At 64.7% G+C, this 14,749-nt stretch carries 16 protein-coding genes; 5 read left to right on the top strand and 11 right to left on the bottom strand.

The window, feature by feature from the left end; genetic code table 11:
* Positions 1-53 precede the first annotated feature (53 nt).
* From prmA to ISS97_RS07885, 10 genes are all read right to left on the bottom strand, one after another.
* The gene (gene prmA / locus ISS97_RS07930; RefSeq protein WP_379985381.1) at positions 54-950 is read right to left on the bottom strand and encodes a 50S ribosomal protein L11 methyltransferase; all 897 of its coding nucleotides are present in this window, start codon (positions 948-950) and stop codon (positions 54-56) included.
* Positions 951-998: 48 nt separating this feature from the next.
* Positions 999-1,361: a DUF7716 domain-containing protein gene (locus ISS97_RS07925; RefSeq protein WP_379985382.1), complete on the bottom strand. Its 363-nt coding sequence runs from the start codon at positions 1,359-1,361 to the stop codon at positions 999-1,001.
* 49 nt (positions 1,362-1,410) lie between these two features.
* Entirely contained in the window at positions 1,411-2,775 is a 1,365-nt protein-coding gene (gene accC / locus ISS97_RS07920) for an acetyl-CoA carboxylase biotin carboxylase subunit (RefSeq protein ID WP_379985383.1), read from the bottom strand.
* A 19-nt stretch (positions 2,776-2,794) separates the two neighbouring features.
* Complete coding sequence (gene accB, locus ISS97_RS07915) at positions 2,795-3,250, bottom strand: acetyl-CoA carboxylase biotin carboxyl carrier protein (protein WP_379985384.1); 456 nt, start codon at positions 3,248-3,250, stop codon at positions 2,795-2,797.
* Positions 3,251-3,319: 69 nt separating this feature from the next.
* On the bottom strand, positions 3,320-3,781 hold the full coding sequence (gene aroQ, locus ISS97_RS07910) for a type II 3-dehydroquinate dehydratase (protein ID WP_090453299.1): 462 nt from the start codon (positions 3,779-3,781) through the stop codon (positions 3,320-3,322).
* A 152-nt stretch (positions 3,782-3,933) separates the two neighbouring features.
* The gene (locus tag ISS97_RS07905) at positions 3,934-4,479 is read right to left on the bottom strand and encodes a TlpA family protein disulfide reductase (protein ID WP_379985385.1); all 546 of its coding nucleotides are present in this window, start codon (positions 4,477-4,479) and stop codon (positions 3,934-3,936) included.
* Positions 4,480-4,636: 157 nt separating this feature from the next.
* Positions 4,637-6,841: a protein-disulfide reductase DsbD family protein gene (locus ISS97_RS07900; protein ID WP_379985386.1), complete on the bottom strand. Its 2,205-nt coding sequence runs from the start codon at positions 6,839-6,841 to the stop codon at positions 4,637-4,639.
* A 90-nt stretch (positions 6,842-6,931) separates the two neighbouring features.
* A complete protein-coding gene (locus ISS97_RS07895) occupies positions 6,932-7,858 on the bottom strand; it encodes a DMT family transporter (RefSeq protein ID WP_379985387.1) in 927 nt (308 codons plus the stop codon).
* Positions 7,859-7,937: 79 nt separating this feature from the next.
* Positions 7,938-8,639 carry a glutathione S-transferase N-terminal domain-containing protein gene (locus ISS97_RS07890; protein ID WP_379985388.1) on the bottom strand — a complete coding sequence of 234 codons (702 nt, stop codon included), beginning with the start codon at positions 8,637-8,639 and terminating at the stop codon, positions 7,938-7,940.
* The gene (locus ISS97_RS07885; protein ID WP_379985390.1) at positions 8,639-9,556 is read right to left on the bottom strand and encodes a haloalkane dehalogenase; all 918 of its coding nucleotides are present in this window, start codon (positions 9,554-9,556) and stop codon (positions 8,639-8,641) included. Before ISS97_RS07885 ends, ISS97_RS07890 begins: the two co-directional genes overlap by 1 nt.
* 114 nt (positions 9,557-9,670) lie before the next feature.
* Between ISS97_RS07885 and pdxR the strand changes: the two genes are divergently transcribed.
* The 3 genes from pdxR to ISS97_RS07870 all read left to right on the top strand — a co-directional run bounded on the left by pdxR (position 9,671) and on the right by ISS97_RS07870 (position 12,669).
* Positions 9,671-11,122 carry a MocR-like pyridoxine biosynthesis transcription factor PdxR gene (gene pdxR, locus ISS97_RS07880; protein WP_379985392.1) on the top strand — a complete coding sequence of 484 codons (1,452 nt, stop codon included), beginning with the start codon at positions 9,671-9,673 and terminating at the stop codon, positions 11,120-11,122.
* Positions 11,123-11,215: 93 nt separating this feature from the next.
* A complete protein-coding gene (locus ISS97_RS07875; RefSeq protein WP_379985394.1) occupies positions 11,216-12,232 on the top strand; it encodes a TlpA family protein disulfide reductase in 1,017 nt (338 codons plus the stop codon).
* 17 nt (positions 12,233-12,249) lie between these two features.
* Positions 12,250-12,669, top strand: coding sequence for a cupin domain-containing protein (locus ISS97_RS07870; RefSeq protein WP_379985396.1), 420 nt, complete (start codon positions 12,250-12,252; stop codon positions 12,667-12,669).
* Here the strand turns inward: ISS97_RS07870 and cutA are convergent.
* Entirely contained in the window at positions 12,633-12,956 is a 324-nt protein-coding gene (gene cutA / locus ISS97_RS07865; protein ID WP_379985398.1) for a divalent-cation tolerance protein CutA, read from the bottom strand. The genes ISS97_RS07870 and cutA overlap by 37 nt on opposite strands.
* Before the next feature lie 107 nt (positions 12,957-13,063).
* Here cutA and ISS97_RS07860 point away from each other — a divergent pair, with 107 nt between their 5' ends.
* Together ISS97_RS07860 and groES are read left to right on the top strand one after the other, a co-directional pair.
* A complete protein-coding gene (locus ISS97_RS07860; RefSeq protein ID WP_379985400.1) occupies positions 13,064-14,146 on the top strand; it encodes a serine hydrolase domain-containing protein in 1,083 nt (360 codons plus the stop codon).
* A 272-nt stretch (positions 14,147-14,418) separates the two neighbouring features.
* A complete protein-coding gene (gene groES, locus ISS97_RS07855) occupies positions 14,419-14,712 on the top strand; it encodes a co-chaperone GroES (RefSeq protein WP_090453316.1) in 294 nt (97 codons plus the stop codon).
* Positions 14,713-14,749 lie beyond the last annotated feature (37 nt).

Below are 14,749 nucleotides of genomic sequence, written 5' to 3'. Positions count from 1 at the left end.
AGGCGCGCGGATGCGGAACGGCGTCTTGCTTTTTTTCTCTCGCGTTTCGTCGCTCAGCGCCGCTTGCCGCTAATGCGGACCCAGTCCTCGCGTGTGTCGACGCGCAAATCCTCGAACCACTCCGCATAGCGCTGCAGCAATTCGTCTTCCTGGCCCTTGAGGATGCCGGAGATGGCGAAAGGCGCGCCGGGTTTCGCGGCAGCAGCGAAAATGGGCGCCAGTTCACCCAGTGGGCCCGCGAGGATATTGGCAATGAAGACTTCGGCGGGCTCGGCCTCGAGGTCATCGGGCAAGAACAGGGCCAGCCGGTCGGCGACTTCGTTGCGCTCGGCATTGTCGGCGGAGGCAGTGAGTGCCTGCGGGTCGTTGTCCACGCCGACGGCGCTGGAGACGCCCAGCTTCAACGCGGCAATGGCAAGGATGCCGGAGCCGCAGCCGTAGTCGATCAGCGTCTTGCCCGCGAGATCCTGGCCATCCAGCCATTCCAGGCATAGCGCGGTGGTGGGATGTGTGCCGCTGCCGAAAGCCAGGCCCGGATCGAGGCGCACGACGACGCTGTCATCGTCTTGCGGCGGCTCGATGTTCCACGGATAGATCCACAGCCGCCGGCCAAAGGCCATCGGCTTGAACTGGTCCATCCAGGCGCGCTCCCAATCCTCATCGGCCACGTCGTGATAGAGCATCTGATCGGGCTCCAGCCACGGCAGCAGCTCACCCAATGCCTCGCTAAGGCCGCGACGATCTGTCCCGGCATCGAATAGCGCGTTGAGCGTGATGGTGGGCCACAGTGGCAGCTCGCCCACGCCCGGCTCGAAGATCGCCTGCTCGTCGGGCGTTTCCGCATCCGCATCCTGCAGGGTGACCGACAGCGCGCCGAGATCGTCCAGCGCTTCTTCCACGCGTGGCTGCTGCTCGGAGCGGATGGTGAGGGAGAGTTCGAGCCAGGGCATCGGTGTTCCGCGGGAAAGTAGTGATAGTCGTTGATCGTCGGGATGCGATCAGCCGATCGGCGTCGTGCCTAAAAAGACATCGTGCCGATCGTAATGATCGAGCGCGATGGCGAAATCGGCCACATCGGAAAGCGGCTGTTGCTGTCTCTGCGCGCGCAGCACGTCGGCGAAAGCAGTGGCTTCGAGGTAGTGATGCAGCCGATGCTCGGCGGCGAACGGCGGCAGTGCTTCGCCATCCTGGTCGACCAGCAGATCTTCCTCGTCGGCTGCGCTGGAGAGGTAGAGCCGGCACGACGGCTGGGTGATCACGCCGCGGATATAGACCCAGCTGTAGCGATCCCAGCCGTCGCCTTCATCGCAAGCGGCGGTGATGGCCTCGATGGTTTCGTGCAGGGTCAGCAGTTCGGACATAGGGCGATGCCGCGTCGGCGAGCCGTCGAAACGGCTCGCCGATGATGGCTCAGTGCGCGGGCGGGTGCTCTTTCTGCTCAGCCATGCGCTTCTCCAGGTAGTGGATGTTCTGTCCACCGTGCTGGAAGCCGACGTCGGCCATGATGCGCTGCTGCAGCGGGATGTTGCACTTCACACCTTCGATCACCGTTTCGGCGAGTGCCAGGCGCATGCGCGCGATGGCTGTTTCGCGATCCGGGCCGTGCACGATCAGCTTGCCGATCATCGAATCGTAGTTCGGCGGGATCTTGTAGCCGTCGTATAGATGCGTATCCACGCGCACGCCGGGACCACCCGGGGCCTCGAAGCGCTTCACCGTGCCGGGGCTGGGCAGGAAGCTGTCCGGATCCTCGGCGTTGATGCGGCATTCGATGGCGTGGCCGCGCAGCACGATGTCTTCCTGCTTGATCGAGAGCTTCTCGCCGCCGGCGATCAGTAGCTGCTCGCGCACCAGATCGATGCCGGTGATCAGCTCGGTGACCGGATGCTCCACCTGGATGCGGGTGTTCATTTCGATGAAGTAGAAGCGGCCGTTCTCGAACAGGAATTCGAAGGTGCCGGCGCCGCGATAGCCGATGCGCAAGCAGGCGTCGACGCAGACCTTGCCGATTTCCGCGCGCAGTTCGGGCGTGATGCCCGGCGCCGGAGCTTCTTCCACCACCTTCTGATGACGGCGCTGCATGGAGCAGTCGCGCTCGCCCAGATGGATGGCATTGCCCTGGCCGTCGGCCAGCACCTGGATTTCCACGTGGCGCGGGTTCTCCAGGAATTTCTCCATGTACACCTGATCATTGCCGAAGGCCGCCTTGGCCTCCTGCTTGGTCATGGTGATGGCATTGCCCAGATGCGCTTCGGTGCGCACCACGCGCATGCCGCGGCCACCGCCGCCGCCAGCGGCCTTAATGATCACCGGGTAGCCGATCTCGCGGGCGATGCGGATGTTTTCATCCACGTTGTCGCCCAGCGGGCCGCCGGAACCGGGCACACAGGGCACGCCTGCGGCCTTCATGGCGCGGATGGCCTCTACTTTGTCGCCCATCAGGCGGATCACATCCGCGGTCGGGCCGATGAAGATGAAGCCGCTCTGCTCGACTTGTTCGGCGAAGTCGGCGCGCTCGGAGAGAAACCCGTAGCCCGGATGGATCGCCTGGGCGTCGGTGATCTCCGCCGCGGCGATGATGCGCGGGATGTTGAGGTAGCTATCGGCCGACGGCGCCGGGCCGATGCAGATCGCTTCGTCGGCCAGGCCGACATGTTTGAGGTTGCGGTCCGCGGTGGAGTGCACCGCCACCGTCTTGATGCCAAGACTGTGGCAGGCGCGCAACACGCGCAGGGCGATTTCGCCACGGTTGGCGATGACTATTTTTTCGAGCATGGGCATGGTCGCGGGTCGCTCAGGCGATCACGAACATCGGCTGGTCAAATTCCACCGGCTGGCCGTTCTCGATCAGGATGGCCTGCACCGTACCGGCGACGTCGGCCTCGATCTGGTTGAACATCTTCATTGCTTCGATGATGCCCAGCGTTTCGCCGGCCTTGACCTGCTGGCCGACCTTGACGAAAGCCGGGGCGCCCGGGCTGGCCGAGGCGTAATAGGTGCCGACCATCGGCGCCTTGACCACGTGGCCGGCCGGCAGCGCGTTGGCGGCGGGAGCGGCTTCTGCGGCGACGGGGGCGGCGACGGGCGCTGCTACCGGAGCGGGCGCAACGACAGGCGCGGCGGCGACGGTCACGCCGCCCTTCGGTACGCGCGACAGGCGCACGACTTCTTCGCCTTCCTTGATCTCGAGTTCCGCGAGGTTGGATTCCTCAAGCAGGTCGATCAGCTTTTTGATCTTGCGCAGGTCCATCGTTCAAACCTTTTTCGTTGATGCCGCGGTGGCGGCAGGAATGGAAAGTCAGTGGCCGCAGGGCCGGAATCAGGGGGCGATGCCCGGGGCGGGGCGGTCCAGGCGGCTGATCGCCGCCTCCAGCGCCAGCCGGTAACTGTCCGCGCCGAAGCCACAGATCACGCCCACGGCGATGTCCGCCAGATAGGAGTGGCGGCGGAATGGCTCGCGCGCATGCACGTTGGACAGGTGCACCTCGACGAAGGGGATCGCCACCGCCGCCAGGGCGTCGCGCAGGGCGATGCTGGTATGGGTGAAGGCGCCGGGGTTGAACAGGATCAGCGCGGTCTGTTCGTCGCGTGCCTGGTGGATGCGGCCGATCAGTTCGTGCTCGGCATTCGACTGGAACCAGACCAGTTCGTGGCCGGCGGCCTGGGCGCGCGCGGCGAGGGCAGTGTTGATGTCGGCGAGCGTGGTGCGGCCGTAGATGTCCGGTTCGCGCACGCCCAGCAGATTGAGGTTGGGTCCGTGCAGGACCAGGATCTTCGCCACGCCGATACCTTCATCGCGGCCGGGGTGCCCCCGGCGACGGGCGGCAGTGTGCGCGCTGTCGGGAATGTTGTCCAGTTCGGCGCAGTTCGGCGATGTTTGAAGGAGAAGTGCGTGTTAAACCGTGCGGGGGCGTATGTCGAGGCTAGCCCGCATCAGTGCGCGCCCGGCGGCGCCAGCCATTGTTCCAGCGTGGCCGCGTCGAGCGCACCGCGCCGGGTCGCCAGCACGCGGCCCTGCTCATCCAGCAGCACGCTATAGGGCAGCACTTCGCCGGCGTTGCCCAGTCGCAGGGAGGTGCTGGGGCTGTCGAGGCGGCCGATCAAAATGGGGTAGCTCACCGGATGGGCGGCCAGGAAGGGGCGCACGTGTTCGGGATCTTCCATGGCGATACCGACGACGATCGCCTCCTTTTCGCCGAATTTGCCTTGCGCGCGGGCCAGGGCTGGCATCTCGTCCAGGCAGGGGCCGCACCAGCTCGCCCAGAAGTTCAGCAACACGCGCCGGCTGCGGTACTCGGATAGACGGTGTTCCTTGCCATCGAGATCGGGCAGGGCGAGGTCGGGGCGAAGATCGCCGACGTTCGCGACATGGACGCCTTCGGGGACTTTGGCCAGCCGGCTCTGGTGCTGCAGCCAGCCGCCGACGCCTGCAACCAGGATGGCGACGGCGAGGATGGTCCAGTTGCTGCGACTTAGCATGGCGTTTTGCTCCTCCCCCTGCTTGCAGGGGGAGGTTGGGAGGGGATGAGCTCTTGCGACAAGCGTTGCGAGAGGTGAGAGGCTTGACCCCACCCCAGCCCTCCCCTGCTGCATGCAGGGGAGGGAGTTGGCTGTTGCGGGCTAGTGTAGGGATTCGTCACTTCGCTGCCTCTGTGAGTGCCTGCTCCACCAGCGACGAAGTCAGCACCGTGGGCAGCTGGTGGCCTTCGCCGCCGTTCTTCGGGAACACCACATAAAGCGGCACGCCGGGCGTGTGGTACTGCTGCAGGAAGGCCGTGATCGCGGGGTCTTCGTTGGTCCAGTCGCCTTTCATGTACACGGCGCCGGTTTGCTTGAGCAGGGTGCGGAAAGCGTCGGTGCTAAGCACGGTGTGCTCATTGGCCTTACAGGTGATGCACCAGTCGGCCGTCATGTCGACGAACACCGGCGTGCCGGCCTTGCGCAGTTCGGCCAGCTTCTCCGGGGTGAACGCCACCACGCCTTCGGTCGAAGCAGTGGCGTTGGCAACCGCGGCCGGCATCTTGGCGAGGTAATACAGCGGCGCAAGCGCCAGCAAAGCCAAGATCAGCACCATGCCGCGTGCGAAACCGCCGCGCGAACGGCTGCGCTCGAACCACCACAGCGTCATCGCCACCATCACCGCGGCCACCAGCAGCAGACCCACAGCATCGGCGCCGCGCTGGTTCGCCAGCACCCAGGCCAGCCATGCCGCCGCCAGATACATCGGGAAAGCCAGCACCTGCTTGAGCGTTTCCATCCAGCTTCCGGGGCGTGGCAATAGGCGCGCCAGCGCCGGGACGAAGCCGACGGCGAGGAAGGGCAGCGCGAGGCCGAGGCCCAGCGCGACGAAGACCAGCAGTGCGTGCAGGGTCGGTGCGGCAAAGGCATAAGCCAGTGCCGTACCCATGAACGGGGCAGTGCAGGGGCTGGCCACCACCACGGCGAGCACGCCAGTGAAGAAGTCGCCGGCGAGACCCGAACGATTGGCCAGTGCGTTGCCGGTATTGCCCAGTGAGGCGCCGAACTGCACCACACCCGACATCGAGAGGGCGACGGCCAGCATGATCAACGACAGCACCGCCACGACCATCGGTTTCTGCAGCTGCGCACCCCACGCCGCCTTCAACGAGATGATCATCAGGCCCAGCGCGATAAAGCTCAGCAATACACCCGCGGTATAGGCCAGCGCGTGGTTGCGGCGGCGCGTGGGATTCTCGCCACTCTCGATCAGCCCGACCGCCTTGATCGACAGCACCGGCAGCACGCAGGGCATCAGGTTGAGCACGAGGCCGCCGCCCAGCGCGAGCAGCAGTGCGGACCACAGTGTGGCGCCGAGTGCGTTCTTTGCATTGGCCGGAGGCATTTCAGGTGCCGGACCCGCCACAGCTTCGCCGGTCGTAGTGCCGCCACCGACAAGGTCGATGTTCACCGCGCGGGTCATCAGCGGATAGCACACGCCACCGTCCTGACAACCCTGATAGCTCGCTTCTAGTTCGATCTGCTTGCGCTGCCCGACATCACCTTCGATGGCAACCGGCAACTCGACCTGGTCGAAATAAACGATGACGTTGCCGAAATGCGGATCCTGCTTGGCCACGCCTTCCGGCCATTGCGGCTTGCCGAGGGTCAGCCCCTCGGCGTTCTTCAGATGCAGCGCCGTCTGGTCGCGATAGAGGTAGTAACCCTTGGGCATGGTCCAGCGCAGCAGCAGCTGATTCGGCGAACGGGCCAGCGCTTCGAAGCGGAAGGCCTGTTCGGCGGGCAGCGGTGCTGCATCCATGCCGGCACTGGAGGTGCTGGGCGATGACTGTCCGCTCAGCTGGTTGAGCGCGGCGCCCAGGGTCTGTGGTGCTTCGGCGGCCGCCGTAGGCGCGCCAGCCGGCAAAGGCAGGTCGAGCTGCTCGGTATGCGGCGGATAGCAGATCTTCGGCTCTACCTCATGGCAGCCCTGATAACGCACCGCCAGTTTCAGTCGCTGCGTGCCTGGCGCCACGGTATAGGGCACGGTGGCGTCGACGCCGTGGTGATAGGTCTCCACGTCGCCGAGATATTCGTCGTGATGCTTTTCGCCGTCGGGCAGCTTCGCTTCGCCCAGCGTCACGCCTTCGCCGGCCTTGAAGTTCATGCGGCCGCGATAGAGGTAGTAGTCGGGCGCGATAGTCCAGTGCAGCTTCAGCACGCCGGGCGTGGAGGTGTCGGTGCTGAGCTTGTACGCCTCGGTGACTGGCAACAGGCCATCTTCGCCATCGGCGTTCTGAGCGAACGCGGTGGCGCTGCCCAACAGCAGACCGAGCAGGGTCAGCAGCAACACAGCCCAACGGGCAGGTGAGTTCAAACGCATGACAACTCCAGCGTGGGGGCTCACGCCGCGGCGCGAGCATCATCAAGGGATTATGGCGCAGCTTGGGTAGGCGTCCGCGCCGATGCGGCCTTAAGTCTGTTCGCAGGCCACGGCTTTGGCGTTACCTGTGGGTTTGCGCGGGCGGACCAGTCCGGTGGTCAGCGCCACACCGAGCAGGATCACCACGCAGCCACCGGCCATGGCGAGCGTCACCGGCTCGTGCAGGAAGAGCAGCCCCCACAACACGCCGAACACCGGGATCAGGTACAGCACGGCCAAGGTTTGCGTCGAACCGATGCGCGCCATCAGCCGGTAGAACAGCACATAGGCCAGCGATGTGCAGGCCGCCGCAAGGCCGAACATGGCCAGCCACGCCGGCACGCCCGGCATCTTTGCCGGCCACAGCCACACCGTGAAAGGCAGCAGTGCCACGGCGGCCACGATCTGGCTGCCGACCGCCACCGTCAGCGGCGACACGGTGCGCACGCGCCGCTGGCTGTAATGCGCGCCGAAGGTGTAGCAGACATTCGCGCCCACGCAGGCCGCCAGCGCCCAGCCCGTCCCGCCGCCACCGCCGAAACCGGCGCTGCCGGCGATCAGCCACACCACACCGGTCAGGCCGATCAGCAATCCGCTGGCGCGTGTGGCATCGAGTTTCTCGCCCAGCCACATCCAGCCGGAGGCCGCCACCAGCAGGGGCGCGATGGCGTCCGAGATCGCCGAGACACCGGCCGGCAGGCTTTGCGCCGCATACGAGAACAGCGCGAACGGCAGCGCCGAATTGGCAAGGCCGACGACAGTGATCGAGCGCCAGTGTGTGCGCATCTCCGCGAGGCGTTCGCGCGAAGCCAGTAACGGCAGGAAGCAGATCGCCGCGCCGATCGCACGCATACCGGCCAGCGCCATGCTGCCGAACTGGTCCGCGCCCATGCGCATGAACAGGAACGACGCACCCCACAAGGCGCCCAGCAACAGCAGCGAGGCGATGTCGGCGGTCTTCATGGATGAAGGATTCATGGCGATGGACTCATGGGGGATGGCGGTCACGCTAGAACAACCCGGTGACGGAACCTGTCAGCAGTGGCGTCGTCGCCACTCAGGAGGTGGCGGGACTCGTGCCCTGACCGAACAGCACGCGCCGTTCTTCTTCGGACAGGCTCTGCTTGGGCGCATAGGCATTCTCGACGCCTTCATAAGTACGTTGCGTGGCGGGGCGCGCCGCCATCGCCATGAACCAGCGCTCCAGATGCGGGAAATCGGACAGCGTCTGGCCGTGCGCCTGATGCGGCACGATCCACGGGTAACAGGCGATATCGGCAATCGAGAATTCGCCCGCGATGAACTCGCGATCCGCCAGCCGCCGGTCGAGCACGCCGTACAGGCGACTGGTTTCGCGGGTGTAGCGATCGATCGCGTAGGGCACCTTCTCCGGCGCGTAGACGTTGAAGTGACCGATCTGGCCGGCCATCGGTCCCAGCCCGGACATCTGCCAGAACAGCCATTGCAGCACTTCGGTGCGGCCGTGGATTTCCTTCGGGATGAGGCGGCCAATCTTCTCCGCCAGATACAGCAGAATCGCGCCGGACTCGAACATGATCACCGGCTCACCACCGCCAGTCGGCGCATGGTCGACGATGGCCGGGATCTTGTTGTTCGGCGAGATGGCGAGAAATTCAGGCTTGAACTGTTCGCCCTTGCTCAGGCTTACCGGTATCGCGCGGTATGGCAGCTGCGCTTCCTCCAGAAAGAGTTTGGCCTTCAGGCCATTCGGGGTAGTGGAGAAATACAGGTCGATCATCACGCGACTCCCATCATGGTGGTGTGCTCGGCGGTGCGAACCTCGGCGACGAACTGCCGCAGGGCCCGACCGATTTCGAAGGGCGCATCTTCCTGGATGTAATGGATACCGGGAACCGTGACTTCGCGCTGATTCGGCCAAGTGCGACAGAACGCACGGGCGCGGCCGGTAAGGACGGCACCCGGCTCCGCTGAGACAAACAGTTTGGGCAGCGGTGACTGCGCCATCCATTGGCCGTACTGCTCGACGGCCGTCACTACGTCGGCCGGCTCGTCCTCGATCGGCAACTCGCGCGGCCACACCAGCGTAGGCAGGCGCGACTCGGGCGTGGCGAACGGCGCGCGATAAGCGGCCATGTCCTCGTCGTGCATCGGGCGCAGGATGCTTTTGGGCAATACCGTTTCGATAAAGAAGTTCTGTTCCATCACCATCGCATCGCCTGCGGTCGAACGCAGCGCGCGGAACATATGATCGCGGCCGGCCGGAAAATCGCTCCAGCGGCGAGGCTGCACGATGGCTTCCATATAGGCGATGGCCTGGATCTGCTCCGGGAAGCGGCGGGCACGATGGAAACCGAGCGCCGAGCCCCAGTCGTGCAGCACCAGCACTACGTTGCTCTGCAGCCCCAGCGCGTCGAACCAGGCATCCAGATAGCTCGCATGGTCGGCGAAACGGTAGCTGCGGGTCGGCGACGGCGCGGAACGGCCCATGCCAACAAGGTCAGGTGCCAGGCAGCGCCCCAGGCCGGAGAGGGCGGGGATGATGTTCCGCCACAAGTAAGACGAGGTGGGGTTGCCGTGCAGGAACACGATCGGGTCGCCCCTGCCCACGTCGATGTAGCTGATTTCGCTGTCCAGCACGCGCACGCGGCGGCGCGGATGGGGATCGCGGCTCGGGATGGTGGCTGGCTGTGACATGGTGCGGTGCTCGTTCCGTTGGGAATGGGCACAGCCTAGGCATCAGCATGGTCTGGCAAAAGAACCACAATAGGGTAATTATTGGGGTCCACTTATGCGCCGGCGCTGATTGTGATGGAACATCCGTTCGAGTTTCCGCTGGACCTGCCTGCCCGTGGTTCGCGCCAACGCCTGAGTGCCCTGCACGGACAGTTGCGCGCGGCGATTCTCGATGGGCGCCTGAAAGCAGGGCTGCGCCTGCCCGCCACCCGCGAGTTGGCGCAGGCGCTCAAGCTTTCCCGCAATACGGTAGTGGCCGCTTACGACTTGCTGCTGAGCGAGGGTTACGTCGTGGCGCGCCGCGGGGCGGGCAACTTCGTCGCCGATCTGTTGGCGCGGCGCGGTCTGCAACGCACGAGCGCGACGGAGCAGGATGGGGATCGCCGGCTGGCACCTTACTGGCGTTCGGCGAAGTTGCCATCGGCCCCGATGCCGGCGGGATCGTATATACATGATTTCCGTGTCGGCGTGCCGGACAACACACAGTTTCCCTTTGAGGTGTGGCGACGCTTGTCGGCCCGTGCACTGCGCGGCGTGTCCAAGTCGCCGCCGCTTTATGGTCAATCGCAGGGACGACCGGCATTGCGCGAGGCGATCGCCCGGCATGTGTCATTCGCCCGTGCGGTGGCGTGCGAACCGGATGATGTTGTCGTCACCAGCGGTGCGCAGCAGGCGTTTGACTTGCTGGCGCGCGTGCTGGTGACGCCTGGCAAGACGGTGGTCGCCGTGGAAGATCCAGGTTATCCGCCGCTGCGCGCGGCCTTTGCCGCGGCTGGCGCCAAAGTGGTGCCGGTGCCGGTCGACGCTGAAGGTCTGGTGGTGGAGCAGCTCCCGGCGGATGCGCGGGTGATCTACGTAACGCCGTCGCACCAGTTTCCGCTGGGTATGTCGATGTCGCCCCGCCGACGCGCGGAGCTGCTGTCATTCGCTGCCGCCAGGCACGCCGTGGTGATTGAGGACGACTATGACGGTGAATTCCGCTACGGCGGACGGCCGTTGGATGCCTTGCAGACGCTCGATCGTGACGGTTCGGTCTGCTATGTGGGCACCTTCTCCAAATGTCTGTTTCCGTCGCTGCGGCTCGGCTATCTGGTGACGCCGCCCTGGCTGCGCGCGGCACTGGCCTCCGCCAAGGAGCTGACTGACTGGCATTGCGACGTGCCGGCGCAGGACACGCTCGCGGCCTTCATCGCCGAGGGCCATCTGGCCCGTCACGTGCGCAAAATGCGCAAGGTGTATGCGGATCGGCGCGATGCACTGTTGGGGGCGTTGGCCCGGCATGGCGAAGGCCGCCTGCTGCCCTGGTCATCCGATGCCGGCCTGCACTTGGCGGCAAAACTGCCGCGCACAGTGAAGGAGGGCGCATTGATCGCACGTGCGTCCGAGCAACGCATCCGCCTGGAGGGATTGGCTGGCTATTCGCTGCGCCGTCCTGCGCTAACTGGCCTGGTGTTTGGCTACGGCATGATCGAGGCCGACCGAATCGATGAGGCGATACGACGGGCGATGAAGCTATGGGAGCCCTGAGCCGTGGTTCCATCACTTTGATGGAAAGTGGCACTTAAAGCCGCGGAACATCTGCGTAAGCATGGCTGCATCTCCCAAGACATCGAGTTCGCCATGCGTCGCCTTGCTTTGTTGTGTGTGTTCCTGCTGATGTTGTTTGCGGCGCCCCTGTGGGCACAGTCTGGTCAGCAACGCGCGGAGGCGGCCGGCCACAGCCTGATCGGTACGCAGGCACCGCGACTGACGCTCAAGACCATCGATGGCCAGACCATTGATCTGGCCAACCTGTATGGCAAGAAGGCGGTCTATCTGAAGTTCTGGGCCACCTGGTGCGTGCCGTGCCGCGAGCAGATGCCGCACTTGGAACGCACCTTTGAGGAGGCAGGTCCGGATCTCGCCGTGATCGCGATCGACGTCGGCTTCGACGACAGCGTGGAAGAAGTGCGCAAATACCAGCGCGCGGTAGGACTGGGCATGCCGATTGTTTTCGACGGCGACGGCTCGCTGGGCGAAGCATTTCATTTGCGCGTGACGCCGCAGCATGTGGTGATCGGACGCGACGGACGCATTCTGTACATCGGGCACGAAGCGAACGCCAAACTCGATGCGGCGTTGCTGGCAGCGCGCAGTGCGTCATCGACGGCCATCGCGCAGGTCACGACACCGCCGAAGGATGAGCCGCATTACGACGTCGGCGACCGCGTGCCGGGTTTCTCTGCGAAGACGCTCGATGGCAAAGCCTTCCCGTTGCTGGATGCCAAGCGACCGACCGTGCTGGCCTTCCTGTCGCCGTGGTGCGAGTCGTATCTCGCCACCAGCCGGCCGGGTCTGGCGCAGAGTTGCCGGGCGATGCGTGAGCAGGTCGCGGCGGTGTCGGGCGACAAGCGCGTGCGCTGGTTAGGTGTTGCCTCGGGCCTGTGGGCCAGCCGGGAAGATCTGGCGAAGTACCGTGATGAGCACCACGTCGGCATCCCGTTGACCTTGGATGAATCCGGTGCGCTGTTCCGCCGCTTTCGCGTCACCCACGTGCCCACGCTACTGCTGATCGACGCGCAGGGACGCATCGTGCGCCGCCTGGAAGACGCGAATCAGCCCTTGGATGAGGCATTGAAATCGTTGTCGTCGCGCTGAGTCTACGGAGGCACGCCATGAATCGACGCATACTTCTTCCGATCCTGCTGATGCTGTGCAGTGCGAGCGCAGCGAGCCTGGCCGCCGAGGAACATGATCTCCTGAGCGCAGCGTTGACCCAGGCGCCTGGTCGCCAGCTCACGGCGCTGACCGTGAGTTATGCACCTGGCCAGTCCACGCGGCCGCACCATCATGAAGCCGATGCTTTCGTTTACGTGCTCTCGGGCCATATCCGCAGTCAAGTGGGGGGCGGCCCGGAGCGCGTCTACGGGCCTGGCGAAAGCTGGTTCGAGCCCGCGGGCGCCCATCATGCAGTCAGTGGCAATGCGAGTGCGCAGCTGCCAGCCACCATGCTGGTGGTGTTCGTGGCCAAGCCGGATGCGGGCCTGACCGTGATGGATCAGCCGCTCACGCCGTCGCGTACCCAGTCCAGATAAGCGGAGTGGCCGTGCTCGACCGGCACGGCTATCAGCTCAGGCAATTTATAGGGGTGCAGCTCCAGGAGTCGTGCCTTCAGCGCCTCGAAACGTTCGGCTGTGGTTTTGATCAGCAACAACTCTTCGCTGTCGGTGGTGATCCGGTCTTGCCAGCGATAAGTCGAGGTGACACCGGAGATGCGGTTCACGCAGGCGGCAAAGCGCTCGCTCACCAGGGTTTCGGCAAGCATCGCCGCACTGCCGGCATCGGGGCAGGTGCAATAGCAGAGAAGGACGGTATCGGGCATGCACAGAGCGTAGCGCGGGCCTGCATGGAGCGAAACGCAGGCGGCCATTAAACCCGGGGAAGCCCTCTTGCATCAGAGGTACGGTTATCCCGGAGCCTTGGTGCCCTATGCAGAAGCTAGTCCGCCTTCATTACTACCTTGCGCTCTTGGCGCTGGTTTTCTCCAGAGCGGCGATGGCCGATTGCGGCGACTGTGCCGCCATCGCGCAGCGCTTTGCGCAGAAAGAGCAGTTCAACGGCGTCGTCCTGGTGGGGCAGGGCGCCCAGGTGGACTATGTGGAAAGCTTTGGCGTGGCAGACGCCGAGACGAAGCGTCCAATCACCGCAGATACACGTTTTGAAACAGGCTCCATTTCCAAGTGGATCGCTTCGATCGTGGTGATGCGACTGGTGCAGCAAGGACAGCTTTCACTGGACGAACCGGTCGCTACCTATCTGCCCGATTACCGCAAAGACACCGGTAGCAAACTCACACTGCGCACGCTGCTGAGTCATTCCAGCGGCGTGCCGAACCAGGTCGACGCGGCGGTGAAGAACGACCCGACCGTCCGCGATCTCACGCTGGACAATGCGGAGGCCGTGCGGCGCTTCGCCAGTGGCGACTTGGCATTCGAGCCGGGCACGGACTGGGATTACTCACACGCCAACTGGCTGATCGTGAAAGCGGTGCTTGAGAAGGTTACGGGGAACTCCTATCCGGCCCTGGTCGACGGCTATGTGTCCAAACCCCTGGGTTTGCGGGACAGCGGCGTCTTCATCGGCGACTCGGCCAAGGTGGCGGGCATGGCGCGAGGCTATGCTGGATTGACGCCGCAAGCCGAGCCGCTCAGCAAGCCGATACCTAATTTCATGATGCTGGCAGGCGGTTACTACACCAGCGCCAACGACATGCTGCGCCTGCTGGATGGCCTCTTCGAGGGCAAAGTCCTGTCGCCGGACAGGGCCGCCGAGTTGATGGCCGTGCTTCGCCCCGACCAGCACTACGCCCTGGGCGGCCGCACCAAGATGCTGATGCTGGGCAGGCAAGAGCGGTCCGTGGCGTGGGAATACGGCTCCAATGGCGCCTTCCGCGTCCTGGCCTGGCGCACGCTCAAGGATGGCCATAGCGTGATCGTCATGAACAACACCAGCTTCGATCACCAGAAGATCGGGGATTTGGCGACTCGGCTGCTCGAAGCGAGTTACCGCTGAGGTTGGCCGAGCCGGGACAGAGGCCGTCTGGGGAGGGCTTCGGCCCCCTTTTGGGGGCGCCGGGTTACCGCAAGGCAGATGTCCTGGCCCCTTGAAAGGCCCCCGCCGCTCCCCCACTAGCACTTTCAGCCAATGGACGGCCCTCTTGCGGGGGAAGCTTGCGTCGCTAGAATTGGCACTCACCTTCCGTGAGTGCTAGCAAAGCGCCCCCAGGCGCCGCTCCGGGGTCCATTTTTTTGTCCACCCATCCCAAACCAAGCTGGAGCCAACCCATGAGCAAACTGCGTCCGCTGCACGATCGCGTCATCGTCAAGCGTCTCGAAGAAGAGCGCGTCTCCGCTGGCGGCATCGTCATCCCCGACAGCGCCACCGAAAAGCCGACCCGCGGCAAGGTCATCGCTGCCGGCAACGGCCGCATCCAGGAAGACGGCAAGGTTCGTCCGATGTCGGTGAAGGAAGGCGACATCGTGCTGTTCGGCAAGTACGCCGGCCAGGAAATCAAGATCGACGGCGAAGAGCTGGTCTTCCTGAAGGAAGACGACATCGTGGCGGTGATCGAAGGCTGATCCGGTTTGGCGGGGTGCTAGCGCGATAGCCGCGCTC

It is taken from the genome of Dyella koreensis (assembly GCF_044904565.1).
Classification (GTDB): Bacteria; Pseudomonadota; Gammaproteobacteria; order Xanthomonadales; family Rhodanobacteraceae; genus Dyella_D; species Dyella_D koreensis.
Note: the sequence above shows the minus strand (reverse complement) of the source record. Positions and strands in the feature narration are given on the sequence as shown.